This is a genomic window from Achromobacter pestifer (assembly GCF_013267355.1).
GTDB classification, from domain to species: domain Bacteria; phylum Pseudomonadota; class Gammaproteobacteria; order Burkholderiales; family Burkholderiaceae_B; genus Achromobacter; species Achromobacter pestifer_A.
Genome location: NZ_CP053985.1, coordinates 1,114,426 through 1,139,144, shown reverse-complemented (window position 1 = coordinate 1,139,144; position 24,719 = coordinate 1,114,426). Strand labels below are relative to the sequence as shown.

The following is a 24,719-nucleotide window of genomic DNA, read 5'->3' as shown; positions in this document are numbered from 1 at the left end:
GGGCGGCGCCAGCCACGGCCGCCGGCACAACGATGCACAGGGAGGAAGCAATGCCGTATCAGGCCTTGAAGCTGACGCGAGGCGAGGACGGCGGCACGCAGGCGCGCCTGGCGCAGGTCGCGAAAGACGAGCTGCCCGAGGGCGAGGTGCTGGTGGAGGTGGCGTATTCGTCGCTGAACTACAAGGACGCCCTGGCGATCACCGGCAAGTCGCCGGTGGTGCGCAGTTTTCCCATGGTGCCGGGCATCGATTTTGCCGGCACCGTGCGCCGCAGCGCCGATCCGCGCTTCAAGCCGGGTGACGCGGTGCTGCTCAATGGTTGGGGCCTGGGCGAGACGCGTTGGGGCGGATTGGCGCAAGCCGCGCGCGTGCCTGCCGACTGGCTGCTGCCCTTGCCGGCGGGCCTGGACGCCCGTCAGGCCATGGCCATCGGCACGGCCGGCTACACGGCCATGTTGTGCGTGATGGCGCTGGAACGCCACCACGCCACGCCCGAGGGCGGGCCGGTGCTGGTGACTGGCGCCAATGGCGGCGTCGGCACGGTCGCCATCGCGCTGTTGGCGGGCAAGGGATACACCGTCACGGCGAGCACCGGACGTCCGCAGGAAGCGGACTACCTGCGGGGCTTGGGCGCCAGCGGCATCCTGGACCGCGCCGCGTTGTCGGCGCCGGGCAAGCCGCTGCAGAAAGAGGCTTGGGCCGCGGCGGTCGATTGCGTCGGCAGCCACACGCTGGCCAACGTGCTGGCCGGCATGCGGTACGGCGCGCCCGTGGCGGCTTGCGGACTCGCCCAGGGCATGGATCTGCCGGCCACGGTGGCCCCGTTCATCCTGCGCGGCGTGACGCTGATCGGCGTGGACAGCGTGTATGCGCCCATGGCGCTGCGCGCGGAGGCTTGGCGCAGGTTGGCCGATGAATTGCCGCGCGGCATGCTGGAGGCCAACACGCAGGAGCTGGGCCTGTCCGAAATCGCGGCCGCCGCCGCGCCGTTGCTGGAGGGCAGGATACGCGGCCGCATCGTCGTCGATGTGAATCGATAAGGGCCGCAGCATAGCGGCCCGCACACCACCAAAGGAGACTGGGCATGATGAAGCAACGATGGCGTTCCGTCATCGCTGCGGCGGCGCTTTGCGCCGCCGCCGGCGCGGCATGGGGGCAGGGATATCCGGACAGGCCGGTGCGGCTGATCGTGCCGTTCCCGCCTGGCGGTTCGGTGGACTACGTGGCGCGCAATATCGCGCCAGTGTTGTCGCAGAAGCTGGGCCAGACCGTGGTGGTGGACAACAAGGGCGGCGCGTCCGGCACCATCGGCACCGCCGAACTGGCGCGCGCGCCAGCCGATGGCTACACGCTGATGCTGGCTTTCGACTCGCACGCGGTCAACGGCTCGCTGTACAAGAACCTGTCGTACGACACGATCAAGTCCTTCGACTACATCAGCCTGATCGGCACCATGCCCGCCGTGCTGTTGACGGCCAAGAAGACCGGCATCACCACCTTGCAGCAGTTCCTGGACTATGCGCGCGCGCATCCGGGACAGGTGAACTACGGCTCATCTGGCGTGGGCGGCTCCAATCACCTGAACCTGGCCGCCCTGGCGGCGCGCACGGACATCAAGGTGACGCACGTGCCTTACCGCGGGGGCGGGCCGATGTTCAACGCAGTCCTGGGCGGCGAAGTGGACGTGGTGATCGCCAGCCTGCCGACCATCGTCGGTTTCGTGCAGGGCGGGCGCCTGAACGCGCTGGCCATCGGCTCGGCGCAGCCCGCGCCCGCGCTGCCGGATGTGCCGCCCATCGCCACGCAGGTGCCCGGTTTCGAGGCCTATTCCTGGGTCGGCATGCTGGCGCCGGCGGGCTTGCCGCCGGAGGTGCGCAAGCGTGTGCAGCAGGCGCTGCGCGATACGCTGGCGACCCCGCAGGTCAAAGACAGCATGGAGCAGGGCGGCTTCAACATCGTGTCCAGCACGCCGGAGGAGTTTCAACAGCGCGTGCAGGCCGAATCGCAGCGTTGGGGCAAGCTGATACAGGACACCGGCATCAAGATCGAATAGCGGCCTGGCATGGGCGGGACCGCGGGGGCTGCCGACCGCCCGCGCGGCGCCTCAGCTCTTGAGCCCGATGCGTCGCGCCAGCTTGTGCAGATTGCTGGCGTCCACGCCCAGCGCGCGCGCGGCATGGGCCCAGTTGCCTTGATGCGTTTGCAGCGCCCGGCGGATGGCCTGGCGCTGGCAGGCGTCCACCGCTACGCGCAGCGTCTGGTCCGGGCCGGCGGCCGCGGGCTCGTCGGTGTCGTCCTGCGGGGAGGCCACGGGCATGTCGCCGTCGGACAGGTCCAGCAGCTTGGCGCCGAGCGTCACGATTTCGTTGCGCGTGGCGCCGTGGCTGACGGCCTTGATCGCGGCGCGGCTGATGACGTGCTCCAGTTCGCGCACATTGCCGGGCCAGCGGTAGCGGCGCAGCATGTCCTCGGCCTCGGGCGACAGCCGGAGGCTGCGCAGGCCCAGCCGCGCGCGGTTCAGTTCCAGGTAGCGGCCGGCCAGTAGCAGCACGTCGTTGCCGCGGTCGCGCAGCGGCGGAATGGGGATGGGGTAGACCGACAGGCGGTGATAGAGGTCGGCGCGGAAATCGCCCGCGCGCACCAGATCGCGCAGGCTGCGGTTGGTGGCGGCCAGGATGCGCACGTCGACGCGGCGCGGGCGGTCGTCGCCCAGGCGCTGGATTTCGCCGTTCTGCAGGGTGCGCAGCAGCTTGGCCTGCACCAGCAGCGGCAGTTCGCCCACCTCGTCCAGGAACAGCGTGCCGCCGTTGGCGGCCTCGAAGCGGCCGGGGCGGTCGGCCACGGCGCCCGAGAAGGCGCCCTTGGCGTGGCCGAACAATTCGCTTTCGGCCAGCGATTCGGGCAGGGCGGCGCAGTTTACGTGCACCAGCGGCTTGTCGCGGCGGCGCGAGAGCCGGTGCACCCGATGCGCGAACAGTTCCTTGCCCACGCCGGTTTCGCCCAGCAGCAGGATGGGCAGCTCCGAGTCCGCCACCACCTGGATCTCGTGCAGCAGGCGGCCGATGGCTTCGCTTTGTCCCAGGATTTCGTTGTTGTCGGCGACGGCGCTGTCGGCCGGTTCGGCGCCGCGCGCCACGCGCAGCGCGCGGATTTCCGCTTCCAGGCGCGTGGTGCGCAAGGCGGCTTCCAGCAGCACGATGTAGTCGCGCAGGTCGGACTGGGCCTCGGCGTCGAAAGTGCCGACTTCCAGCGCGTCCAGCGTCAGCACGCCCCAGGGGCGGCCCTCGATGTGCAGGCTGGTGCCCATGCAGTCGTGCACTGGCAGCGGTTCCCCGGCCATGCCGTTGATCAGGCCGTCATAGGGATCGGGCAGGGTGCTGTCGTGGTGAAAACAGGTGACGCCGCGCCGCGCCAGGATGGCCGCCAGCCGCGGATGCTGCTGCACGGCGAAGCGGCGGCCGAGGGCGTCCTGGGTCAGGCCGTCCACCGCGATGGGGCGCAGATGGTCTTCCTCCAGTTGCAGCAGCGCCACCGCGCCGCAGCGGAAGTGCGTGCGCAGGCTGGACACCAGCCGCTGCAGGCGGACGGCGGGGGGCAGATCGGCGACCAGATCGGCGAGCAGGAGGTTTTGCATGGGGTGAATTTTACCGTCCAGGGTGGATAGAACCGCGATCGGCTAGGGTGATATTCACCCTTTAATTTGCAATTCATTGATAAATAGCAAGTTTTTCCTGGCACGGATTTCGCATTGCTTTCTGTACCCGTCACGAACTATGGAGAGACGCGATGAGCATGGTTGAGCAATCCCTGGGGCAATTGGCCCGCAGCATCCCTGGCGCCACGCAGGTGTTTCATGAGTACCAATTGGATTTTTGCTGTGGCGGCAAGAAGAGCCTGGCCGAGGCGGCGGCCCAGCGCTCGCTGGACGCGGCGCAGATCGAGGCGCGCCTGATCGAACTGGCGCGCAGCCCGTCCCAGGAAACGGATTGGGGGCTGGCCTCGCCGGCCGAACTGGTCGACCACATCCTGGCGCGCTACCACGAGGTGCATCGCCAGCAATTGCCCGAGCTGATCCGCCTGGCGCTGAAGGTGGAACAGGTGCACGCCGACAGCCCGGACTGCCCGACCGGCCTGGCCGATCACCTGCGCGTGATGCAGCAGGAACTGGAAAGTCATATGCAGAAGGAGGAACAGGTGCTGTTCCCGATGTTGGCCCGCGGCCATGGCGCCATGGCCGGCATGCCCATCATGGTCATGCGCGCCGAGCACGACGACCACGGCGTGGCGCTGGAACGACTGCTGGCGCTGACCCACGACATCACGCTACCGCGCGCCGCCTGCAACACGTGGCGGGCGCTGTACCTGGGGCTGCGCACCTTCAAGGAAGACCTGATGGCGCACATCCACCTGGAAAACAACATCCTGTTCGAGAACGCGGCCAGCCCCGCCGCGCACGCGCGCAGCTAGTGCCCGCGTTCGGGCGCCGCGGCAGCTAGCGGCGTTCCGGCGGAATGCCGTCCAGGCTGCGCCGCAGGGCCTCATGCGCGGCCAGGTCGGCCGGACGGTGCTTGCGCTCGGTGCTGGCCGGGTACTTGCCCAGGAAATTCCCGCCCTTGCGGTCGCTGGCCGGGCGCACGGGGCGGGGCGCGAAGCCGCCGCCGCAATTGGGGCAGACATTGCCCAGCAGCCCCTCGGCGCAAGCGGCGCAGAAGGTGCATTCAAAGCTGCATATCCGGGCGGCGGTGGAGTCTGGCGGCAGCGCCGCATCGCAGTGTTCGCAGCTGGGTCGCAAGGCAAGCATGTGGCCTCCTGGGTCTGAAGACGGGTCCAGGCGCCAGGGTAGGCCGGGATGCCCGGCCGCGCCATCGGGGTTACGGACAGAAAAGAAGTGAAAACGGCCAGGCGCACAGTGCTTGGCCGGCGGTGGCCGCCTGTACACTCGAAAATCCTTTCGAGGCACAGGGGATTCTTGATGGCTGGCAGCAGCTTCTTCGCACTGTTCGACGATATCGCGACCATATTGGACGACGTGTCCGTGATGACCAAGGTCGCGGCCAAGAAAACGGCCGGGGTGCTGGGCGACGACCTGGCGTTGAACGCCCAGCAGGTCTCAGGCGTACCGGTAAACCGGGAACTGCCGGTCGTCTGGGCGGTGGCCAAGGGCTCCTTCATCAACAAGCTGCTCCTGGTGCCGGCGGCGCTGCTGATCAGCGTGTTCGCGCCCTGGGCCGTGACGCCCCTGCTGATGGTGGGCGGGGCCTTTCTCTGCTACGAAGGGGTCGAGAAACTGGCGCACAAATTCCTGCCGCATGGCGATTCGGACGAAGGCAACCACGCCGCGCGCGCCCAGGCCCTGCAGGACGGCTCGGTGGACATGGTGGCCTTCGAGCGCGACAAGATCAAAGGCGCGGTGCGCACGGACTTCATCCTGTCGGCGGAAATCATCGTCATCAGCCTGGAGGCGGTGGCGGGCGCGGATTTCACCCGTCAGGTGCTGGTGCTGTCGGCCATCGCCATCGCGATGACGGTGGGCGTCTACGGCCTGGTGGCCGGCATCGTCAAACTGGATGACTTGGGCCTTTACCTGAGCCAGAAGTCGTCTCAGGCGATGTCCTGGCTGGGCCGGCGCATCGTGGGCGCCGCGCCCTATCTGATGAAGACGCTATCGGTGGTCGGCACCGCCGCCATGTTCATGGTGGGCGGCGCCATCCTGACTCACGGTATCCCGCGCGTGCAGGCCGCGGTCGAGCAGGCCGCGGCCGCGGTGGGCGGGGGCGGGGTGGTGCAGGCGCTGACGGCCACGCTGCTCAACGCCCTGTTCGGTATTGTTGCCGGGGCCGTGGTGCTGGGGGCGGTCAGCCTCATCAAGCGACTGTTCAAGAAAAGCTGAAGCCGGCACGCGCGCCGCCCTCGCTGCGCGGGGCGCGCCCGCGCCATTCTGGGGGGAGCGCCGCGGCGCTCCTTTTTTACGTCCCTAGGGAATCCCCTGCCTTGTTGCGCCGGAATACGTGCGCCTAAAATTGGCGCCAATTTATGTGATCATTATTTCGACCACCGGCACAGACCATCGGCCCCCGTGGCCATGGAAACGAGGAAATCATGCAGTCCAACGCAGCACCCGCCATCCAGCCCGACGCCGCCCGCGCGCGGGCCATGTACGACCTGGGCCACAGTACCGTCTTCGCCGCCCGTTCCGACCCGCGCTTTTCCTATTGCACCTTTGTGCCGCCGCACATCGACAGCGCCAGGCATCCGATGCAGTTGGTGGTGATCATGCACGGCACCGGCCGCGCCTTTGTGGAATACCGCGACGCCTTCGCGGAGTTCGCCCGCTGGAACGATTGCATCGTGCTGTGCCCGCTGTTCCCCGTCAGCCCGCTGGGCGACGGCAACCGCGACGGCTTCAAGCAATTGCGCGAAGGCGACATCCGCTATGACGAGATCCTGCTGGACATGGTGGCGGAGGTGGGCGAGAAGTTCGGCTGCGATTTTTCGCGCTTCGGATTGTTCGGCTACTCCGGCGGCGGCCAGTTCGTGAATCGATTCGCCTACCTGCATCCGGAAAGCCTGTGGGCCGTGTCGATCGGCGCGCCGGGCTCGGTCACGCTGCTGGATCCCAGCCAGGATTGGTGGGTGGGCGTGCGCGACGCGCAGGCCCGTTTCGGCAAACCCATCGACATTGAAGCGCTCAAGCAGGTGGCGGTGCACATGATCGTGGGCAAGGCCGACCTGGAGACCTGGGAAATCACCCACCGCGAAGGCGGCAAGTTCTTCATGCCCGGCGCCAACTCCGCCGGCAACACGCGCCCCGAGCGCCTGGAGTCGTTGCGCCGCTCGTTCGAAGCCCAGGGCGTGAACGCGGTGCTGGATGTGGTGGAAAACGTGCCGCATGACGGTTTGAAGTGCGTGGGCCAGGTGCAGGACTTCCTGGCCGCCGCCCTGCGCAAGCTGCGGCATGAAGACAACTGAGACCAGCGGACGCGGCGCTTGCGGGCATCCGCGGGGCCGCGACTAGGAATAGGAGAGGGGCATGCTGCGTTTTGCGCTATCCCGTATCGTCATGGCCATACCGACGCTGCTGATCGTGGCGGTGGCGGTGTTCGTGATGATCCGGCTCATCCCGGGCGACCCCGCCCAACTGCTGCTGGGCGACTTGGCGACGCCGGCCGCGCTGGCCGACCTGCGGGCGCGGCTGGGGCTGGACCAGACCTGGCTCACCCAGTTCGGCATCTGGTTCGGCAACATGCTGCACGGGGATCTGGGTTCGTCCATCAATACCGGCCAGCCGGTGCTGCCGCTGGTGTGGGACCGCTTTCTGATCAGCGGCCGCGTGGTGCTGGTGGCGGTGCTGTTCGCCGCGTTGGTGGCGGTGCCGGCCGGGATGATCGCCGCCTGGAAGCAGAACAAGGCGCCCGACCTGCTGCTGGTCGGCACGGCCACGCTGCTGGTGTCGATCCCCACCTTCTGGCTGGGCCTGCTGCTGCTGATCTTCTTCGGCCTCAAGCTGCAATGGCTGCCGGTGGTGGGCTATGTCTCCATCGGCGAAGACTGGAAGGCCGGCCTGCTGTACCTGGCCATGCCCATCCTGACGCTGTTCCTGCATGAGATCGGCGTGCTGATGCGCATGGCGCGGGCCAGCACGCTGGAAGTGCTGCGGCTGGACTACATCACCCATGCGCGCGCCAAGGGCCTGTCGGAATCCGCGGTGCTGATGCGCCATGCGTTCCGCAACGCCTTCGGCCCCACCTGGACGCTGATCGGCCTGGTGCTGGGCAACCTGCTGGGCGGCATCGCGGTGGTGGAGACCGTGTTCACCATTCCCGGGCTGGGACGCCTGCTGGTGGACTCCATCTTCGCCCGCGATTACCCGGTGATCCAGGGCTGCCTGCTGTTCGTGGGCGTGGTCTACGTGATCGTGAACCTGTTCATCGACCTTTGCTATCCCCTCTTCGACCCGAGAGTGACCGCCGAATGAAAAAGCGAATTGCAGCCAACGCGCTACTGGGCGGCGCCATCGTGGCGCTGATGCTGGTGGCGGCCGTCATGGGCGCCTTCTGGACGCCGCATGACCCGCTCAAGATCAACTTCGTGGCGCGCCTGAAGCCGCCCGGCGGCGAGTTCCTGCTGGGCACGGACGAATTCGGCCGCGACGAGCTGTCGCGCCTGCTGGCCGGCGCCTCCAGCAGCGTCTGGATCAGCCTGCTGACGGTGAGCTTCGCCATCGTCGCGGGCACGATCGTCGGCACGCTCACGGGTTTCGTGCGAGGCTGGACCGACCGCATCATCATGGCCTTCAACAACGCCCTGCTGGCCTTTCCCGGCCTGCTGCTGGCGCTGGGCCTGCTGGCAGTAGTGGGCGCCAACAAGTACGGCATCATCCTGGCGCTGGGCCTGGCCTACACGCCGTCGGTGACGCGCATCGTGCGCGGCACGGTGCTGTCGCTGCGCGAGAAGGAGTTCATCGAATCCTCGCGCGTGCTGGGCAACTCCGAGCTCTACACCATGTTCCGCCACGTGCTGCCCAATTGCGTGGCGCCGCTGACGGTCCTGGCGACCTCCATGTTCGGCTGGGTGATCCTGGCGGAAAGCGCGCTGTCCTTCCTGGGCCTGGGCGTGCCGCCTCCCGCGCCCACCTGGGGCAACATGCTGGCCGCCGCCCGGCCGTTCATGGCGCAGGCTTCCTATCTATCCATACTTCCCGGCCTGGCCATCGCGCTCGCGCTGCTGGGGATCAATCTGCTGGGCGACGCGGTGCGTGACCGTTTCGATCCCCGCATGAGGGGCGTGTAATGAGCGCATTGGTATCGGTATCGAATCTGTCGCTGAGCGTCGGCCCAGGCGGGCGCGGCATCGTCAGCGGGGTGTCCTTCGAGGTGGCGCCCGGCGAGATGGTCGGCATCGTCGGCGAATCCGGCAGCGGCAAGACGCAGGCCGCGCGCGCCATCATGGGCCTGACGCCGTCGCCGCTGGTGGTGGCCGGCGGCTCCATCAAGTTCGAAGGCGTGGAGGTGACGCAGGCGTCGCCCGCCGCGCTGCGCAAGCTGCGCGGAGCGCGCATCGGCATGGTGTTCCAGGAGCCGATGACCTCGCTGAATCCTTCCATGCCCATCGGCCGCCAGCTGGAGGAGGGCCTGCGGCTGCACCGCAAGGACCTTTCCACCGCTGCGCGCCGCGAACGCATCCTGGATATGCTGCGCCGGGTCGGCATCCGCGACCCCAAAGGGGCCATGGAGGCCTGGCCGCACGAGTTCTCCGGCGGCATGCGCCAGCGCATGATGCTGGCGTCCGTGATGCTGCTGGAACCCGCGCTGCTGATCGCCGACGAACCCACCACGGCGCTGGACGCGGTGGTGCAGCGCGACGTGCTGGAACTGATGGTGGACCTCACGCGCGAACACCACACGGCGGTGCTGATGATCAGCCACGACCTGCCGATGGTGGCGCGCTACACCGAACGCATGGTGGTGATGCAGCACGGCAAGGTGCTGGAGACCGGCGCCACCGCCAGCATTCTGGAGCGGCCGCAGCATCCCTACACGCGCAAGCTGCTGGACGCCATGCCGCGCCGGCTGCCGGCGCGCCAGTTGGGCAAGGAGGCGCCCATCGTCGAGGTCAAGAACCTGGTGGTCGACTATGCCGGCCATCAACGGCTGTTCTCGCGCACCGGCGCCAAGCGCGCGCTCAACGGCATAGACCTGCACGTCAAGCCGCGCGAGGTGGTGGCGGTGGTGGGCGGCTCGGGGTCGGGCAAGACCACGCTGGGCCGGGCCATTGCCGGACTGCTGGCGCCGACCTCCGGCCAGATTCTGTTCCGCGGCCAGCCCGTGAGCCGCCGGTCGGCCTCCTGGCGCGACTACCGGCTGAATTGCCAGATGGTGTTCCAGGATCCGTATTCCTCGCTGGACCCGCGCATGACCATCGGCCAACTGGTGGGCGAGGGCCTGCGCATGCTGGACGGCATGCCCGCGGCGGAAAAGCGCCGCCGGGTGGACGAAGTGCTGGCCGAAGTGGGGCTGGGTTCCGAATACGCCAAACGCTATCCGCACGAGATGTCGGGCGGGCAGCGCCAGCGCGTGGCGATCGCCCGCGCCATCGTGCGCCGTCCGGCCTTCGTCATCGCCGACGAGCCGGTGTCCGCGCTGGACGTGACCGTGCGCGCGCAGGTGTTGGACCTGTTCGCCGACCTGCAGGAACGCCATGGCTTTTCCTGCCTGTTCATCAGCCACGATCTGGGCGTGGTGGAGCAGGTGGCCGACCGCGTGGTGGTGATGCGCGACGGCGGCATCGTCGAACAGGGCTCGCGCGACACCGTCTTCGATCAACCGCAAGAGGAGTACACCCGCAGCCTGCTGTCGGCAATTCCGGCGCTGGAGTCCACCGATACCGGCGGCGTGCGCCTGCGCTGGCGGCTGGACCGGCAGCAGCCGTTGCGGGCCAGCGCCTGAGGGGCGGGTATCCCTGGGGGCGCCGGCACCATCCCCCGGGATACTTACGCATAAAATACGCGCTTCGGATTTGATAGACGGGAGTGGTCCATGCCGAAAGCGGCAACGGCGCAGCCCGGCCTGGTTGATCGCATCGCCCATGATATTCAGGCGGGCGTGTACGGTCCCGGCGCCTGGCTGAAACAGATCGACCTGCAGGAACGCTACGACGCCAAGCGTCTGGACGTTCGGCGGGCGTTAGACCAATTGGCCGCCAAGCGGCTGATCGCGCACATTCCGAACCGGGGCTATCACGTCTACGCCATGGACCCGGACCAGCATCTGCAGATCCGCGACATCCGCATCCTGCTGGAAACGGGCGCGGCGGCGGACCTGATGCCCAACGTCACCGTGGCCAAGGTCCGTGCGCTGCGCACCCTGGCCGAACGCTTCGCCAAGCTGCTGCAGGATGGCACGCTGCTGGAACAGTACGAGGTCAACCTGGCTTTCCATGCGGGCATGTACGACATGTGCCGCAACCGCGAACTGACCGCGCTGATCCAGGAAACCCGGGCCCGCGGCCCGGCGGCGCCGGCCAAGGAATGGGTGACGCGATCGCGCATCGAGATCTCCGCGCGCGAGCATTTCGACATGGTCGACGCGCTGGAAGCGCGCGACGTCAAGCGCCTGCAGAAAATCATCGCCCAGCACGTGGGGCAGGACATTTCCTGACGCGCCTGGCGCGATCCGCGCTGCACGCATGCGGCGGCCTTCGGAAAGAGGGCCGCCGTTTTTCATTGCGGCAACGTCTTCAGGGATACCCCCGATAGCGGAGCGGCGCATTCCGCCCATAATGGGCAGCTAATTTTGGCGCCAATATATGCGTGAATTTTGCGCCGCACGCCGGGGAGTCTTTGCATGCACCACGTTTTCGTACCCAGAGCGCTTGCGCTCAGCCTGGCGCTGGCCGCCGCCGGTTCGGCCCAGGCCGCGCTGCTCACCATCGCCCAGCCGGCCGACATCCGCTCGACCAACCCCGGCGTCAACCGCGACAACACCACCGACGGCGTGGTGCTCAACATCGTCGAGGGCCTGGTGGGCTACCGCGAGAACGGCACCGTGGGCCCCTTGCTGGCGAAGTCCGTGGACCTGTCGGAAGACGGCCTGAGTTATACCTTCAAGCTGCGCGATGGCGTCAAGTTCCACAACGGCGCCACGCTGACCTCGGCCGACGTGATCTGGAACTGGCAGCGCTACATGGATCCCAAGACGGATTGGCGCTGCCGCAGCGACTTCGACGGCCGCAACGGCCTGAAGGTGACGGACGTGTCCGCGCCCGACGCGCAGACCGTGGTGATGAAGGTGGACCGCAAGTCCGCGGTGTTCCTGGATTCGCTAGCCCGCACCGATTGCGGCATGACGGCCATCATCTCCAAGGATTCGGTCGCGGCCGACGGTTCCTGGATCAAGCCGGTCGGCACCGGCCCCTACATGTTCAAGGACTGGAAGCGCGGCGAATACACCTTGTTGACGGCCTACAAGGACTACGTCTCGCCCGCCGGCGACAAGCCGGACGGCTACGTGGGCTCCAAGCGACCGCTGGCCGAAGAGGTCAAGTTCCTGGTGGTGCCGGATCCTTCCACCTCGAAGGCGGGCCTGCTGTCGGGCGCGATCGACGCCGCGCAGATCACCAACACCGACGTGGGCGAGCTGAAGAGCGCCAAGAACCTGACGGTGTTCAGCCCGCACGATGCCGTCAAGCACGTGCTGCTGTTCCAGACCGAGGATCCGGTCCTGAAGAATGTGAAGATCCGCCAGGCCATCGCCGCGTCGCTGGATATTCCGCAGGTCGTGGCCGCGGCCTCCGAAGGCCTGGGCCAGCTGAACAACTCCGCCGTCTACGCGGGTTCAGCCTATTACAAGGACGCCGAGAAGCGTGGCTACAAGTACGATCCGGCCCGGGCCCAGCAACTGCTGAAGGAAGCCGGCTACAAGGGCGAGCCCGTGGTGATCTACGCCAACAAGCGCGCCCACGTGCCCAGCTATCAGGTGGCGGTGATCGCGCAGGCCATGATGCAGGCGGTGGGCATCAACGCCAAGATCGAGGTGCTGGAATGGGCCACGCAGCTGGACCGCTACAACACCGGCAAGTATCAGATCAGCTCGTTCTCGTTTTCGTCGCGCCTGGATCCTTCGCTGAGCTTCGAGCAGTTTTCGGGCGACAAGGCCAAGCAGCCGCGCAAGGTCTGGGACGACCCGGCGGCGCAGAAGCTGATCGATGAAAGCTTCCTGGAATCCGATCCGGCCAAGCGCCAGGCGCTGTTCGACCAGCTGCACGCACTGATGCTGGAACAGACGCCGATGCTGATGCTGTACAACGGCGCGGACGCTTGGGCGTCCAGCAAGCGCGTGGAAGGATTCTCGGTCTGGGAAGGCAAGCCGCGGGCCTGGGAAACCAAGGTCCGCGACGGCAAGTAAGACCGTTGCCGGATCCGGGCCGCGAGCGCGGCCCGGATCTGCTTATTGTCAGTCGAGCTTGACGCCGGCCTGTTTGATCACCGCGGCCCAGTCACGCACTTCATTGCCCAGGAACGCGCTCAGTTCTGCCTGCGTGGACGGCGCCAGGATCAAGCCTTCGTCGGCAAAGCGCTTGCGCAGCTCGGCGTTGTTCAGCACCTTCTCCAGCGCCGGATGCAGGCGCTGCACCACTTCCGCGGGCACGCCGGCCGGCGCCATCAGGCTGTACCAGGTGGTGGCTTCCAGTCCCTTCACTCCCTGCGATGCCGCGGTCGTCACCTCGGGCAGGGCAGGCGACTTCTCGATGCCCGTCACCGCCGCGGCGCCGACCCGGCCGCCCTTGTACTGCGGCAGCATTTCCACGACCTGGGTCACGCCCATGCTCAACTCGCCCGAGGCCACCGCCAGCAGCACCGGCGCGCTGCCCTTGTAGGGCACGTGCACCAGCTTGCCGCCCGTGGCCAGGTTCAGCACTTCGCCGGTCAGGTGGGTGATGCTGCCCGCGCCGGAAGAGCCGAAGGTCAGCTTGCCCGGATCCTTGTTCGCCAGGGCGATCAGCTCAGGCAGGTTCTTCGCCTGCAGGCCCGGATTGACCGCGAACACCAGCGGGCTCTTGCCCACCAGCGTGATGGGCGTGAAGTCCTTGACCGGGTCGTAGTTCAGGTTCGGATACAGGCTGGGCGCGATGGCCAGCGTGGACACGTTGCCCAGCAGCAGCGTGTAGCCGTCCGGCTCCGCGCGCGCCACCGCATTGGTGCCGATGGTGCCGCCCGCGCCGGCCCGGTTTTCCACGATGACCTGCTTGCCCAGCGTGTCGTTCAACTGCTGCGACAGCGCGCGCGCCAGCGTGTCGGCCGCGCCGCCGGGCGGGAAGGGCACGACGATGCGGATGGGCTTGCTGGGATAGGCCTCGGCCTGCGCCGCCGGGCTCAGGCCCAGCGCCAGCAACCCGGCCAGGGCCGTGGCCAGCAGGCCGCGGCGATTGATTTTCTGGTACTTCGACATGCTGCTCTCCTGATGAGAAAACGTGGGCGATGCAGAAAACGAATCAGCGCGCGGCGCCCTGGGCGGCCGGATGGTGCGCATGCCAGTGGCGCGCGATGTCGGCGCGGCGGCAGACCCAGACGTCGCCGCGCGCCGCCACATGGTCCAGGAAGCGCGCCAGGCCCGCTGCGCGCCCGGGCTGGCCGACCAGCCGCAGATGCAGTCCCACGGACATCATCTTGGGAGCCGTGGCGCCTTCCTCGTACAGCATGTCGAAAGCGTCGCGCAGGTACTCGAACAGGTCCTGCCCCGTGGCCATGCCGCCGCGGATGAACTTGGCGTCGTTGTTGGCCAGGCCGTAGGGCACCAGCAGGTGGGGCTTGCCAGCGACCTCGGTCCAGTAGGGCAGCTCATCGTTGTAGGTGTCGGAGTCGTAGAGGAAGCCGCCTTCCTCGGCCAGCAGCGCGCGGGTGTTCAGGCTGGGGCCGTAGCGGCAATACCAGCCCAGCGGACGCGAGCCCACCGTGCGGGTGATCGATTCCACCGTGCGGCGGATACGCTCGCGCTCCTCTTCCAGCGTCAGGTTCTGGTGCCGTTCCCAGCGCCAGCCGTGCGCGCACACGTCATAGCCCGCCGCCTTGATGGCCTCACAGACTTCAGGATTGCGTTCCAGCGCCAGGCCGCAGCCCAGTATCGTGGCTGCCATGCCGCGTTCCTGCAGCAGCCGGTGCACGCGCCAGAAGCCGATCCGGCTGCCGTACTCGAACATCGATTCGGCCGCCAGGTCGCGCCCGGCGAAGCCGCCCGCGCCGCCCTCGGTCAGCCCGGTCTCGGATTCAGCGTCGCCGTCCGGCACGGAAGGCTCGCCGCCTTCCTCGTAGTTGATGCAGAGGTTCAGCGCCAGGCGCGCGCCGTCCGGCCATTTGGGATCGGGCGGGTTGGCGCCGTAGCCGACGAAATCGCGGCGCAAGTGCGGATGATCGGTAGTCATAGCGGGGCTGGCCATCGGGGTAGGGTCAATCGGAAATCGAAACCAGGGCGTGCGGCGCCGGCGCCTGCCAGAACTCGTCGTCATCGCCGCGGCCGGTCTGGCCCATCAGGACCAGGAACTCCGCCGGCCCCCGCAACACGGTCAGGCCGTGATGCCAGGCGCCCACGCGGTAGCACACGCCCTGGCTGCCGGTCGCGAGAAACGCTTCCAGCCGCGCCATGTCGGGCAGGTCGTCGGCCCCGGTCGGCGCCACCACCACCAGATAGGGCGAGTCCGTCAACGGCACGAAACTCTGCGCCGCATAGCGATGGCGTTCCATCAGCCGGATCTCGACTGGCCCCGGCGCCGCCGCCTGCACCCGGCTAACCCAGCCGGCCTGCCGGATCACTTCGGGCCCATGCCGCATGGGCTCGGTCAGATAGTGGCGGCGCTCCGCGCCCTGGTGCGCGATCACCTCGCCATATGGCGCGAAGGCCTCGGGCGTGAGCGGCTGCGGGCGGATCATGCGCAGGGAGCCGTTCATGTCACGCGCCATGGCTCAGATATCCCAGCGAATTCACATAACTGCGCCGCACGTTCTCCAGATGCGCCGCCATCGCCTGCCGCGCGCGAGCCGAATCGCCCGACAACAGCGCTTCGACGATCGCCAGATGCTCTTCCCGCGCCTGCACCTGCCGCTGCGGCAAGCGCTCCACGTCGCACATCCGCACCTGCCGCCGCGCCGCCGTGATCATGGTTGCCAGATTCCGGTTGCCGCAATACGCCGCCACCAGGTCATGCAGTGCGTTGTCGACTTCCCAGTCCAACTTCTCGTCCGGCGTCTTCGCATCCAGCAGCGCCTGCAACCGGGTCCGCAGCCCCTCCAGCGGCTCAGCCGGAATCCGGCTGGTCGCCATTGCCGCCGCCTCGCTCTCCAGCAGACTGCGGATCTGCAGCAACTCCAGCAGATCCGTCACGCCGAAGGAACGCACCACAATGGACCCGTTCGACAGCCGCTCCAGCATCCCTTCGCCCAACAGCCGGTTCATGGCCGCGCGCAAAGGCGTGCGCGACACCTCCAGCTCATCCGCCAGGCGGCGTTCCTCCAGCACTTCCCCCGCCGGAATCCGGCGCGTAACGATCTGGTCCAGCAGGGTTTGATAGGTGCGTTGCGTAGCGTTCATGTGTATTGCGGCGTAAGAAAAAGGCGCGGACGACAGAGACTCCCAGTTGCCGTCTCGTGCAATGGATGAGAAGGTACCCCACTGGTATCCCAAAGAGATACCAGTAGTATCCCTAATAGGCCTGACCTGGTGCCGCCAGGCAATCAGAGAGGCGCGTGTAGAGGAGAAGATGGGAAAACGAAGGGAAAACTGCGGCGAGAGGAAACGGCGGGGAGAGGAAAAGCGAGGACCACGCCAGCGCGCAAGCGCACACCGCCTCGACGCCCCACCACCGCGTAAGCTGCTTGCGGCCGCCTGCGCGGCCGCAAGCAGCGGGCCCCGCAAACCTCTCCACCACCCACGGGTCTGACGGCGCGACTAGCCAAGATGAAAGCAGCCCGGCGGCGCGGGTGCCTGGGCGGCGAGCAACCTCGATGCGCCCGAGGGAATCGGAAGGAGCCGCCGCAGGCGGTGACGACGATGACGACGGGGCAGTCCGGAGCGAAGGCTCCGGACCGCAATCGTGGGCGCTCGCCGCCCAGGCACCCGCGCCGCCGGGCGACCTACGAAGACAACAACGGCACCGACAAAAACAACAAAGACAACATCAAGGCGCCACCCGCTCCACCTCCCATGCCCGCGGCTTCTTAACCGCCCAAGGCTGATACCCCCTGATATCCGCCCGATAAGCCCCAATATCCAAGCCGTTATACAAAGGAATACTAGGCACATCCGCCAGGAACAATCGATGCAGCTGATCGAACGAAGCCTGCCGCTTCGCGTGATCCGTATCCGACGACGCCGCCTCGATCAGCTTCAGCGCCTGCGGGTTGTCCCAGACCTTGCGCGGTTGCTTCGCCTTGTCGCCCGTCACCATCTCGTAGTTCATTGCCGCATCCAGCCGCGCCGAATACGGGAACGTCATCATCTGGTAAGTGCCCGCGTTATAGCGGTCCAGCTGCGTCGCCCATTCCACCACCGACAACTGTGCCTTGATCCCCACCGCCTGCAGCATCGCCTGGATGATGACCGCCGAGTTGTACGACTGCGGATAGCGCTTGGTCGTCAGGATGACCAGATCCTGCCCCTTGTAGCCGGCTTCGCCCAGCAGCTTCCGCGCCAGCGCCGGATCATAGTTCCAGCCCTGCTTCTGCGCCGCGTCGTAGTAGGGCGACACCAGCGGCACGATCGAATTGTTGGGCTGCGCCAGGCCTTCCGTCACCGCCGCCGCCAGTTGCTGGTAATCGATCGCGTGCGCCAGCGCCTGCCGCATCTTCGGGCTCGACAGCACTGGATCCTTGGTCTGCATCAGCAGCGCCGTCATGCTCATCACCGGCGCATGCGCCACCTTGACGTTCGGCGTGCCTTGCAGCACCGGCACGTCGCTATTGGACACGTCCTCGATGATGTCGATGTTGCCGCGCTGCAAGGCCGCCTTGGCGGTGGAATCGTCCGGCACGATCAGGAAGCGCACCTCGTCCACCAGCGGCCGCTTCGATCCCGTGTAGCCGTCGCGCTTGCCGTCCAGGTTCGAATAGCCCGCGAACTTGGTCAGGCGCACGTACTCGCCGCGCTTCCATTCCGCCAGCTCGAACGGCCCGGTGCCTATGGGCTTGTCCCAGGAACCGTCCGCGCGCACCGAATCCTTGGACAGGATGCCGGTGCCGCCGCAGTCGGCGCGCGCCAGCGTCGCCAGGAACAGGCTGCTGGGCTTTTCGATGTGATAGACCACCGTCTGCGCGTCCGGCGTTTCCACGCCCGTCACCTTGACCGTGCCGCGCCCGTCGAATTCGCTGGCGCAGCGCCAGCCCGAATTGGCCGCGGTGTAGTGCTGCCAGGTCCACAGCACGTCGGCCGAGGTCATGGGCTTGCCGTTGTGGAACTTGATGCCGTCGCGCAGCTTGAAGGTATAGGTCTTGCCGTCCGGGCTGATGTCCACCGACTTGGCCAGCAGCGGCCGCACCTCGGCGTCCTCGCCGTAGGCCACCAGGCCCTCGACGATGTGCAGCACCACGGCGTCGCTATTGCTGTCGCGGTTGACGCCGGGTTCGGTGGAGCGGATATCGGCCGTGAGCGAAATGCGCAGCGGCGGGGCGGATTGCGCCCAGGCCGTGCCGGCCATGGCGCCCAGCGCCAGCGCAACCGCGGCGCTCAACAGATGGTTTTTCATCGATACGTCTTCCTGGGGTTGCGCGGGCGCGCCGCTTCAGGCGGCGGCCAGCAGTTCGGGTTCGGCGGTCAGGCTGTAGCGGGTGAAACTGCGGTTCAATGCCGGCAGCGGCGCGACTTCCATCAGCCCGGCTTCCGGCTCCATGATCACCATCGCCACCGTGGCCGACAGGTTGTCATGGCTGCCCGGACGCGGCGGACGGCACACGGAATAGGGCGAGCCGAAGTCGTCGAACAAGGCGCGCTTGAGGTCTTCGCGCGTCAGCTTGGACTGCTCGTTCAGCAGCCGGCGCACGCGCCAGTCGCGGTAGGCGCTTTCCGGCGTGCTGGCGCGGCCCGTGTCGCGCAGCTTGGTCAGGGCCACTTCGCTGACCCAGTGGTTGGCGTGGACGATGAGGTCGTCGCTGCCCGGGTAGATGGGGAAGGCTTCATCGGTGGTGCATTCGTAATCGACCCCGAAGCCCGCCGCCATGCCGATCATGATGTTGTTCGAGCAGGACTTCGGCGTGGTCGCCACGGCCTTGATCGCCAGCGCGAAGTGTTCCTGTTCCAGCACCTTGCGGCGGATCAGCGACAGCGGCACGCCCAGCTGGCGGAAGTCGCGGTCGGATTCCAGGTAGTTGGCGGTGATCGAGACGCCGGCGCTGTTCAGGCCGCTGCGTGCCAGGCCGCCCGCTTCGACGAAGGTCAGCATGTCGGGGCCGTTGTCGTTGCGCACGCGCAGCACGATGGCGGTCTCGGCGCATTCCGCGCGCCAGTCCCAGTTTTGGCCATGGATCAGCCGGCCATTGGCCGAGCGCGTCGGCAGGATCAGCGCGCCGGTGCAGCCGTCGCCCGGCTCCAGTTCGGCCGCCTTCTTCTTTTCGGCGCGGGCCTTGGCGATGACTTCGGTGCGGGCGTTCACCATCACGATGTCTTCGAATGGCACGTCGGCGCCTGCGGCGATGCCGCGCATTTCTTCCAGGTAGTGCGGCGCGAAGTTCTCGATCTCGCGGGCGAAGCCGTTGATCAGCTGGGTGCGCGCCATGGCGTCATAGCCCAGCTCGACCAGGGTCTGGCCGTACATCTTGGCGCTCTTGCGCACGCGGTCGGTGGCTTGCTGGCCATAGGAGCGGCCGCGGGCCTCGGGCGAGCCCGAAACCGATACGAAGGGAAATTGGGTGATCTGGGTCATGGACTTGGGGCGGCGCGCCGCGCCGCAATCTGGGTGGGAATCGGATGGCGAAAAAATGTTAGCTTATTTTGGCGCCAATATTGCTCAGGGTTTACCAGTGCAAGGACGCTGGAAGCGTCCCGCCTTCAGCGCGCTTGCGGGTAGGCGGCAGCCTGTTCCGCGCAGGTCTTGGAGGCCGCGCCTGCCGCGCGGAAGCGCTCCAACAGTTGCTCTACCTTGTGCAATCTGGCCGCGCGGCCGACGCCGTTGTCCGCGCGCGGGTGCAGGGTCAGGCAGGCATAGCCTTCGGCCGCAAGCAGCGCGTCGCCCTGTTCGACCCAGTGCGCGTAGGCGCGGTCCTGCGTCACGCGGCGGCTGAAGTGGGTGGCGTCGCACAGGCCTTCGCTCCAGGGCAGCTCCACCATGCCGGCGCCGCCGTCGGCGTCCAGCGCGTAGGGGGCGTCGTCGTCGATTGCGCTGCTGTCGTAGCGGTAGCCGAGCTGGTGCAGCAGCGGCACGGTGTTGGCGGTAAACGCGCCGGCATAGCGGAAGCCCTGCGGGGCGGAGCCGGTGAGTTCGGCCAGCCGGTCGCGGGCGCGTTCCAGCACTTCGCCCTCGCGCTCGCCCAATGCGGGCAGGTCTTCGCAGGCGTTGCCCTGCGAGGCCGCCTCGTGGCCGTCGCGCAGGCTTTGCTCCAGCAGGCCGCGACAGCGTTCGGCTTCGAACACTGGCCAGAACAAGGTGGCGCGGATGCCCTGGCGGCGCAGCATGTCCAGCACGCGGGCCAGGCCCCCGCCGTAGGTGTAGCGGCCATGCGCATCGCGCCCATGCAGCGAGGCTTCGGGCTGGGTCGCGGCTTCGGGGCCGATGCCCTGCACATTGATGGTGACCAATACGGTCTTGTCGGTGTTCATGCGCTTCTCCAGGCGTCGGGACGGGCCAGGCAATGACGCGCCAACGCTTCCAGCGTCATGACGTGCACATCGGGTTGGACGGCCAGATAGGCCAGGAAACGGTCCAGTGCCGCGGCGCGGGCCGGCGTGCCGGAACCGCCGGCGGCCTTGGGGTGCACGGTCAGGTGCACATAGCCTTCGGCGACGCGCAGCGCCTCGAATTCCTGCACCCAGTTGTCATAGGCTTCCGCCGCGAGGCAGTGGCCCGAGAAATAAAAGGGGTAGTCGTCCAGCGAGACCGTGTTGTTCGGCAGCATGATGAAGTCCGCCGTGTCCGCCGGCAGGTAGGGCCGGTCCTGGTCTTTTTCGCTGGCGTCGTAGCAGTAGCCGAGGCGCCGCAGCGCGGGCAGGGTGCGATGGCTCTTGCGGCCCGACGGCGAACACCAGCCCACCGGCGTCACGCCCAGCTCGCGCTGGATGATGCGATGGGTTTTCTCCAAGAGCGCGGGCTCGTCCTCGCCCAGATCCCAGGCTTCGTGCAAATAGCCGTGGGCGGCGATCTCGTGGCCTGCGTCCACAATGTCGTGGAAGGTGGCCGGGTAGTGTTCGACGTCATAGCCGCAGGCAAAGAACGTGGCCGCCATGCCGTGGCGCGCCAGGATTTCCAGGTGCCGTGGCACGCCGCGGCGGATGGCGTAGCGGCCTGCGGTATGGGGACCGGCGGGGAACTGCTTGCGGCCGACCTCGACGGCGGGGCCGTCCACATGGACCGTCACGCAGACGACCGCGCGCACCGGCGCGGCGCCCGTGGCGCGCAGGCCTTGGGCGCGCAGCTCGCGGTCCAGCGGCAGCCAGGGATTGGAGCGGGCGTCCAAGGGGACGCCGTAGGGTATGCGTTGCATCAGGTGGCCTTGATGTTGGCGCTCTTGATCAGCGTGCGCCACTTCTCGCTTTCGGCGGCGACGAAACGGCTCAGTTCCTGCGGGGTGCTGCCGTGCAGCTCCAGTCCGTTCTGCGTCAGTTGATCCATGGCGGGCTGCTTGAGCGCGCTTTGCACGGCGCCGTTGAGCGTCTGGACGATGGCGGCGGGCGTGCCGGCGGGCGCGAATATGCCGTTCCAGCCTATGGCTTGATAGCCGGGAAAGCCCGATTCCGCCACGGTCGGCACGTCGGGCAGCGCGTGCGCGCGTTGCGCCGAGGTCACGGCCAGCGGGCGCGATTTGCCGCCGCGGATGAATTGCTGCTGGTTGATCACCACGTCCATCAGGATGGGGAACTGCCCGCCCAGGAAGTCGTTGACGGCCGCGGCCGCACCCTTGTACGGCACGCCGGGCAGGTCCAGGCCGGCCGTGGCCTTGAGCAGTTCCATGGCCAGGTGCGCGGAGCTGCCGTTCTGCGTGATGCCATAGAAATACTTGCCCGGGTTGGCCTTGATGATGGCGACCAGCTCCTGCAGCGTGCGCGCCGGGAACGATGGATGCACCACCAGCACGTTGTTGTAGTAGCAGACCATGGACACCGGCTCGAAGTCCTTGACGGGGTCGTAGCCGATGTTCTCGTACAGGCTCTGGTTCACCGTGTGCGTGCCGGTGGAGCCCAGCGCGATGGTGTAGCCGTCCGGCGCCGAACGCGCGGCCTGCTGGGTGCCGATATTGCCGGCGGCGCCGCCCTTGTTGATCACGACCACGCTTTGCTTGAGCGCCTCGCCGATGCCCTGAGCCAGCGGACGCGCCACCAGGTCGGTGCCGCCGCCGGCCGGGAAGGGCACGATGAACTGGATGGCGCGTTCGGCCGGATAGCCGGCCGCCCAGGCGCGGCCCGGCCGAGCCAGCGCCGCGCTGGCCAATGTGGCGGCCGAAGCCCCCAGGAAATGCCGGCGGCTGATGCCGCCCTTGGTGCCGCAAGACTGCTTCATGGATGTTCCCCTTGTGTTTTCCGCAGGCGCGGGGGGCGTGTTTATCGCCTTTCCACGCTTTGCTTGAATATCATTATTCGATAAAAAATAATTCAATCCAATTAGTTTTTATCTATAAATGATAAAAAATGGAAAAATGATAGCCATGACTTTGTCTCTCTGGAGATGTCGATAGTCATCCTCAATGAGGCAGGCGCGAGCCGCGCACCCCTGTGCTACGCTGCGCCCGATCCCGTGTTGTTCACTGCCCACGACCGCCATGTCCACCCTGAAGCGAGCCCTAGCGATACTTGACCTCTTCAGCCTCGACACCCCGGTGCTGTCGGCGGAGGAGATCATTTCGCGCCTGTCCTATTCGGCGCCCACGGGCTACCGCTACATCCGCGATCTGACGGACCTGGGCTATCTGCTGCGGGTGACGGGCGAGGGCTACAAGCTGGGGCCGCGCATCATCGAACTGGACCACCTCATCATCGATGGCGATCCGGTGCTGGGCGTGGCGCGGCCCATCATGCGCGAGGTGGTGGACCAGGTGGGCGGCGACGTGCTGCTCAGCGTGATCCATGGCCTGCGCATCCTGAACATCCATCACGAGCGCGGACCCGATGATCTGGGCATTCCGCACGGCCGCGGCCGCGCCCATCCTCTGTTCCGCGGCGCCACGGCCAAGACCATCGTGGCGTTCCTGCCGCGCAAGGACCAGCGCCGCCTGTACGAGGCCCATGCCGACGAGATCCGTGACCTGGGCCTGGGCGCGACGCAGGCCGAGTTCACCGGCAAGCTGGACCAGATCCGGGTGCAGGGTTTTTATCTGGGGGTGGGCGAGATCTCGCCAGAACGGGCGGGCATCGCGGTGCCTGTGTTCCAGGAAGACCGCCGCGTGTTCGGCGCACTGACCGTCACCTTTCTTGCGGCCCGGCTCAACACCATCGCGCAGGACAAGACCACGGCCCTGTTGCAGTCGGCCGCCCGCCGCATCGAATCGCTGGCGCTGGCGACGCGCATGAAGGAACAAGCCCCCGCGCCGTGAGCGCGAGGGCTTGCGTGCCGGTCCGCCGCGGCCATGGCCGCATGCCGGATGGGCCTACTGCTGCGCGGCGCGCGTCGGCGACCCCATGGCCTGGAACAGCGCCGCCGTTTCGGTCAGGCGCGCATTGGCGTACTCGATTTCGCGCAGGCGGGCCGCCACGTAATGCTGTTCAGCGGCGTATTCGGTATAAGGCGCCAGCGCGCCCAGCCGCACGCGGCTGGCGGTGTTGCGGTAGGACTGTTCGGCCGAGCGGCGCGAGGCTTCGGCCGAGGCCAGCGCCTGCCCGTCGGCATCCAGCCGCGACAGCGTGTCGGCGACGTCGCGGAAGGCCGTCAGCACGGTCTGCTTGTATTGCAGCAGCGCGGCCTCATAGCGTTCCTTGGCCGCGTTGCGTTCGGCCAGCAGCGCGCCGCCATGGAAGATGGGTTGCGTGAGCGAAGCGCCGATCGCCCAGACGGCGCCGGCGCCCGACATCGCCGCGGGCCAGTTGAAGCCGCTCTTGCCCATGGATGCGGACAAGGACAGGCTGGGGAACAGCTGCGCGGTGGCCACGCCCACGTCAGCCGCGGCGGCCTGCACCACCGCATCGGCGAACAGGATGTCCGGGCGCGCGGCCAGCAGCTCGGACGGCACCACCACCGGCACCTGTTGCGGCACGGCCAACATGCTGAAAGCCAGATCGGGCGGGGCCTGGTCGGGGTTGCGGCCCAGCAGCACCGCCAGCGCATGGCGCGTGGCATGCCAGCGCGCGCGCAGGCCGGGCAGCGACGCTTCCAGCGTGGCGGCGTCCTGGTCCGCGTCCAGCGCGTCGTTCTGCGAGGCGGAGCCCAGTTCGTAGCGGCGCTGCGTGTCTCGCGCCACCTGCCGCGCCAGCACCACCTGCTTTTCCGTCAACGCCACGCGTTCGGCCAGCGCGGCGGCGGTGATGGCGCCGGTGACGATGTTGCTGGCGAGCGAGCGGCGCGCGGATTCCAGCTGGAAGGCCTGCTGCTCGACTTGCGCCGCCAGAGAGGCGTTGGCAAAGCGCGCCGCGCCGAACAGGTCCAGGTCGTACTTGGCGTGGATCTGGCCGGTGAAGACGTTGTATTGCGCGGTCGGTTCGGGCAGGTTCGGCATGGTCAGCGCGCGCCGGCGGGAGACGTCGGCGCCCGCGTCCACCGAGGGCAGCAGGGACGAATTCACCTGGCCGCGCAGCTGTTCGCGCGCGCCGGCCAGGTTGCGTTCGGCGGCGGCGAGGTCCGGGCTGTGGGCTAGGCCCTCGGCCACCAGCGCGTTCAGCGCCTCTGACTCATAGCGCTTCCACCATTCGGGCACGGGCCGCGCGCCTTGCTCGAAGCGTTGCGCCACGCCCTGGGCGGCGGCGCTGGCGGCGGGCGTGGCTTCGACGCCGTACTGTGCCGGTTGCGCGACGGCGGGCGGTTGGCTGCTGGGCGCGAAGGCGCAGGCGCCCAGCGCCAGCGTCAGGGGCAGGGCGGCCAGGCGCAAGGAAAGTCGGTTCATC

The 24,719-nt window shown here is 67.6% G+C and carries 23 protein-coding genes; 11 read left to right on the top strand and 12 right to left on the bottom strand.

What is annotated here, in order from left to right; translation table 11 throughout:
• Positions 1 to 32: 32 nt before the first annotated feature.
• Positions 33 to 1,040: an acrylyl-CoA reductase (NADPH) gene (gene acuI / locus FOC84_RS33350; RefSeq protein WP_302053200.1), complete on the top strand. Its 1,008-nt coding sequence runs from the start codon at positions 33 to 35 to the stop codon at positions 1,038 to 1,040.
• A gap of 44 nt (positions 1,041 to 1,084) precedes the next feature.
• On the top strand, positions 1,085 to 2,053 hold the full coding sequence (locus FOC84_RS05625; RefSeq protein WP_173143554.1) for a tripartite tricarboxylate transporter substrate binding protein: 969 nt from the start codon (positions 1,085 to 1,087) through the stop codon (positions 2,051 to 2,053).
• 51 nt (positions 2,054 to 2,104) lie between these two features.
• Here the strand turns inward: FOC84_RS05625 and norR are convergent, their stop codons facing one another.
• Positions 2,105 to 3,634, bottom strand: coding sequence for a nitric oxide reductase transcriptional regulator NorR (gene norR / locus FOC84_RS05620; protein WP_173143553.1), 1,530 nt, complete (start codon positions 3,632 to 3,634; stop codon positions 2,105 to 2,107).
• Positions 3,635 to 3,786: 152 nt separating this feature from the next.
• On the opposite strand from norR, the gene ytfE reads away from it, so the two are divergent.
• Positions 3,787 to 4,467: an iron-sulfur cluster repair protein YtfE gene (gene ytfE, locus FOC84_RS05615; protein ID WP_173143552.1), complete on the top strand. Its 681-nt coding sequence runs from the start codon at positions 3,787 to 3,789 to the stop codon at positions 4,465 to 4,467.
• Between the two features lie 25 nt (positions 4,468 to 4,492).
• Here the strand turns inward: ytfE and FOC84_RS05610 are convergent, their stop codons facing one another.
• Positions 4,493 to 4,801 (bottom strand): DUF1272 domain-containing protein, encoded by a 309-nt coding sequence (locus FOC84_RS05610; protein WP_173143551.1) that lies wholly within the window; start codon positions 4,799 to 4,801, stop codon positions 4,493 to 4,495.
• Between the two features lie 171 nt (positions 4,802 to 4,972).
• Here FOC84_RS05610 and FOC84_RS05605 point away from each other — a divergent pair, with 171 nt between their 5' ends.
• The 7 genes from FOC84_RS05605 to FOC84_RS05575 all read left to right on the top strand — a co-directional run bounded on the left by FOC84_RS05605 (position 4,973) and on the right by FOC84_RS05575 (position 12,902).
• Positions 4,973 to 5,890, top strand: coding sequence for a DUF808 domain-containing protein (locus tag FOC84_RS05605; protein WP_173143550.1), 918 nt, complete (start codon positions 4,973 to 4,975; stop codon positions 5,888 to 5,890).
• Between the two features lie 209 nt (positions 5,891 to 6,099).
• A complete protein-coding gene (locus FOC84_RS05600; RefSeq protein WP_173143549.1) occupies positions 6,100 to 6,969 on the top strand; it encodes an alpha/beta hydrolase in 870 nt (289 codons plus the stop codon).
• Between the two features lie 61 nt (positions 6,970 to 7,030).
• Complete coding sequence (locus FOC84_RS05595; RefSeq protein WP_173143548.1) at positions 7,031 to 7,975, top strand: ABC transporter permease; 945 nt, start codon at positions 7,031 to 7,033, stop codon at positions 7,973 to 7,975.
• Positions 7,972 to 8,790 (top strand): ABC transporter permease, encoded by an 819-nt coding sequence (locus FOC84_RS05590; RefSeq protein WP_173143547.1) that lies wholly within the window; start codon positions 7,972 to 7,974, stop codon positions 8,788 to 8,790. The genes FOC84_RS05595 and FOC84_RS05590 overlap by 4 nt, the downstream gene beginning before the upstream one ends.
• The gene (locus FOC84_RS05585) at positions 8,790 to 10,445 is read left to right on the top strand and encodes an ABC transporter ATP-binding protein (protein ID WP_173143546.1); all 1,656 of its coding nucleotides are present in this window, start codon (positions 8,790 to 8,792) and stop codon (positions 10,443 to 10,445) included. Before FOC84_RS05590 ends, FOC84_RS05585 begins: the two co-directional genes overlap by 1 nt.
• 90 nt (positions 10,446 to 10,535) lie before the next feature.
• Positions 10,536 to 11,156, top strand: a complete 621-nt coding sequence (locus FOC84_RS05580; protein ID WP_173143545.1) for a GntR family transcriptional regulator — start codon at positions 10,536 to 10,538, stop codon at positions 11,154 to 11,156.
• A 186-nt stretch (positions 11,157 to 11,342) separates the two neighbouring features.
• A complete protein-coding gene (locus FOC84_RS05575; RefSeq protein WP_173143544.1) occupies positions 11,343 to 12,902 on the top strand; it encodes an ABC transporter substrate-binding protein in 1,560 nt (519 codons plus the stop codon).
• Between the two features lie 48 nt (positions 12,903 to 12,950).
• Here FOC84_RS05575 and FOC84_RS05570 read toward each other — a convergent pair whose 3' ends face one another.
• The 9 genes from FOC84_RS05570 to FOC84_RS05530 form a co-directional block, all read right to left on the bottom strand.
• Complete coding sequence (locus FOC84_RS05570; protein WP_173143543.1) at positions 12,951 to 13,946, bottom strand: Bug family tripartite tricarboxylate transporter substrate binding protein; 996 nt, start codon at positions 13,944 to 13,946, stop codon at positions 12,951 to 12,953.
• Positions 13,947 to 13,989: 43 nt separating this feature from the next.
• Entirely contained in the window at positions 13,990 to 14,916 is a 927-nt protein-coding gene (locus tag FOC84_RS05565; RefSeq protein ID WP_173143542.1) for an allantoinase PuuE, read from the bottom strand.
• A 25-nt stretch (positions 14,917 to 14,941) separates the two neighbouring features.
• Entirely contained in the window at positions 14,942 to 15,439 is a 498-nt protein-coding gene (locus FOC84_RS05560) for an ureidoglycolate lyase (protein ID WP_254241912.1), read from the bottom strand.
• A gap of 1 nt (position 15,440) precedes the next feature.
• Complete coding sequence (locus FOC84_RS05555) at positions 15,441 to 16,079, bottom strand: GntR family transcriptional regulator (protein WP_173143541.1); 639 nt, start codon at positions 16,077 to 16,079, stop codon at positions 15,441 to 15,443.
• Positions 16,080 to 16,665: 586 nt separating this feature from the next.
• On the bottom strand, positions 16,666 to 18,228 hold the full coding sequence (locus FOC84_RS05550) for an ABC transporter substrate-binding protein (protein WP_173143540.1): 1,563 nt from the start codon (positions 18,226 to 18,228) through the stop codon (positions 16,666 to 16,668).
• A gap of 36 nt (positions 18,229 to 18,264) precedes the next feature.
• Complete coding sequence (locus FOC84_RS05545) at positions 18,265 to 19,401, bottom strand: C45 family autoproteolytic acyltransferase/hydolase (protein WP_173143539.1); 1,137 nt, start codon at positions 19,399 to 19,401, stop codon at positions 18,265 to 18,267.
• A gap of 125 nt (positions 19,402 to 19,526) precedes the next feature.
• Positions 19,527 to 20,294 carry a polysaccharide deacetylase family protein gene (locus FOC84_RS05540; protein WP_173143538.1) on the bottom strand — a complete coding sequence of 256 codons (768 nt, stop codon included), beginning with the start codon at positions 20,292 to 20,294 and terminating at the stop codon, positions 19,527 to 19,529.
• Positions 20,291 to 21,175 carry a polysaccharide deacetylase family protein gene (locus FOC84_RS05535; RefSeq protein WP_173143537.1) on the bottom strand — a complete coding sequence of 295 codons (885 nt, stop codon included), beginning with the start codon at positions 21,173 to 21,175 and terminating at the stop codon, positions 20,291 to 20,293. Before FOC84_RS05535 ends, FOC84_RS05540 begins: the two co-directional genes overlap by 4 nt.
• Positions 21,175 to 22,188, bottom strand: a complete 1,014-nt coding sequence (locus FOC84_RS05530; protein ID WP_173143536.1) for a Bug family tripartite tricarboxylate transporter substrate binding protein — start codon at positions 22,186 to 22,188, stop codon at positions 21,175 to 21,177. Before FOC84_RS05530 ends, FOC84_RS05535 begins: the two co-directional genes overlap by 1 nt.
• A gap of 259 nt (positions 22,189 to 22,447) precedes the next feature.
• On the opposite strand from FOC84_RS05530, the gene FOC84_RS05525 reads away from it, so the two are divergent.
• The gene (locus tag FOC84_RS05525) at positions 22,448 to 23,218 is read left to right on the top strand and encodes an IclR family transcriptional regulator (protein ID WP_173143535.1); all 771 of its coding nucleotides are present in this window, start codon (positions 22,448 to 22,450) and stop codon (positions 23,216 to 23,218) included.
• A 54-nt stretch (positions 23,219 to 23,272) separates the two neighbouring features.
• On the opposite strand, the gene FOC84_RS05520 is transcribed toward FOC84_RS05525, so the two are convergent.
• Positions 23,273 to 24,718 carry an efflux transporter outer membrane subunit gene (locus FOC84_RS05520; protein ID WP_173143534.1) on the bottom strand — a complete coding sequence of 482 codons (1,446 nt, stop codon included), beginning with the start codon at positions 24,716 to 24,718 and terminating at the stop codon, positions 23,273 to 23,275.
• Between the last annotated feature and the right edge of the window lies 1 nt (position 24,719).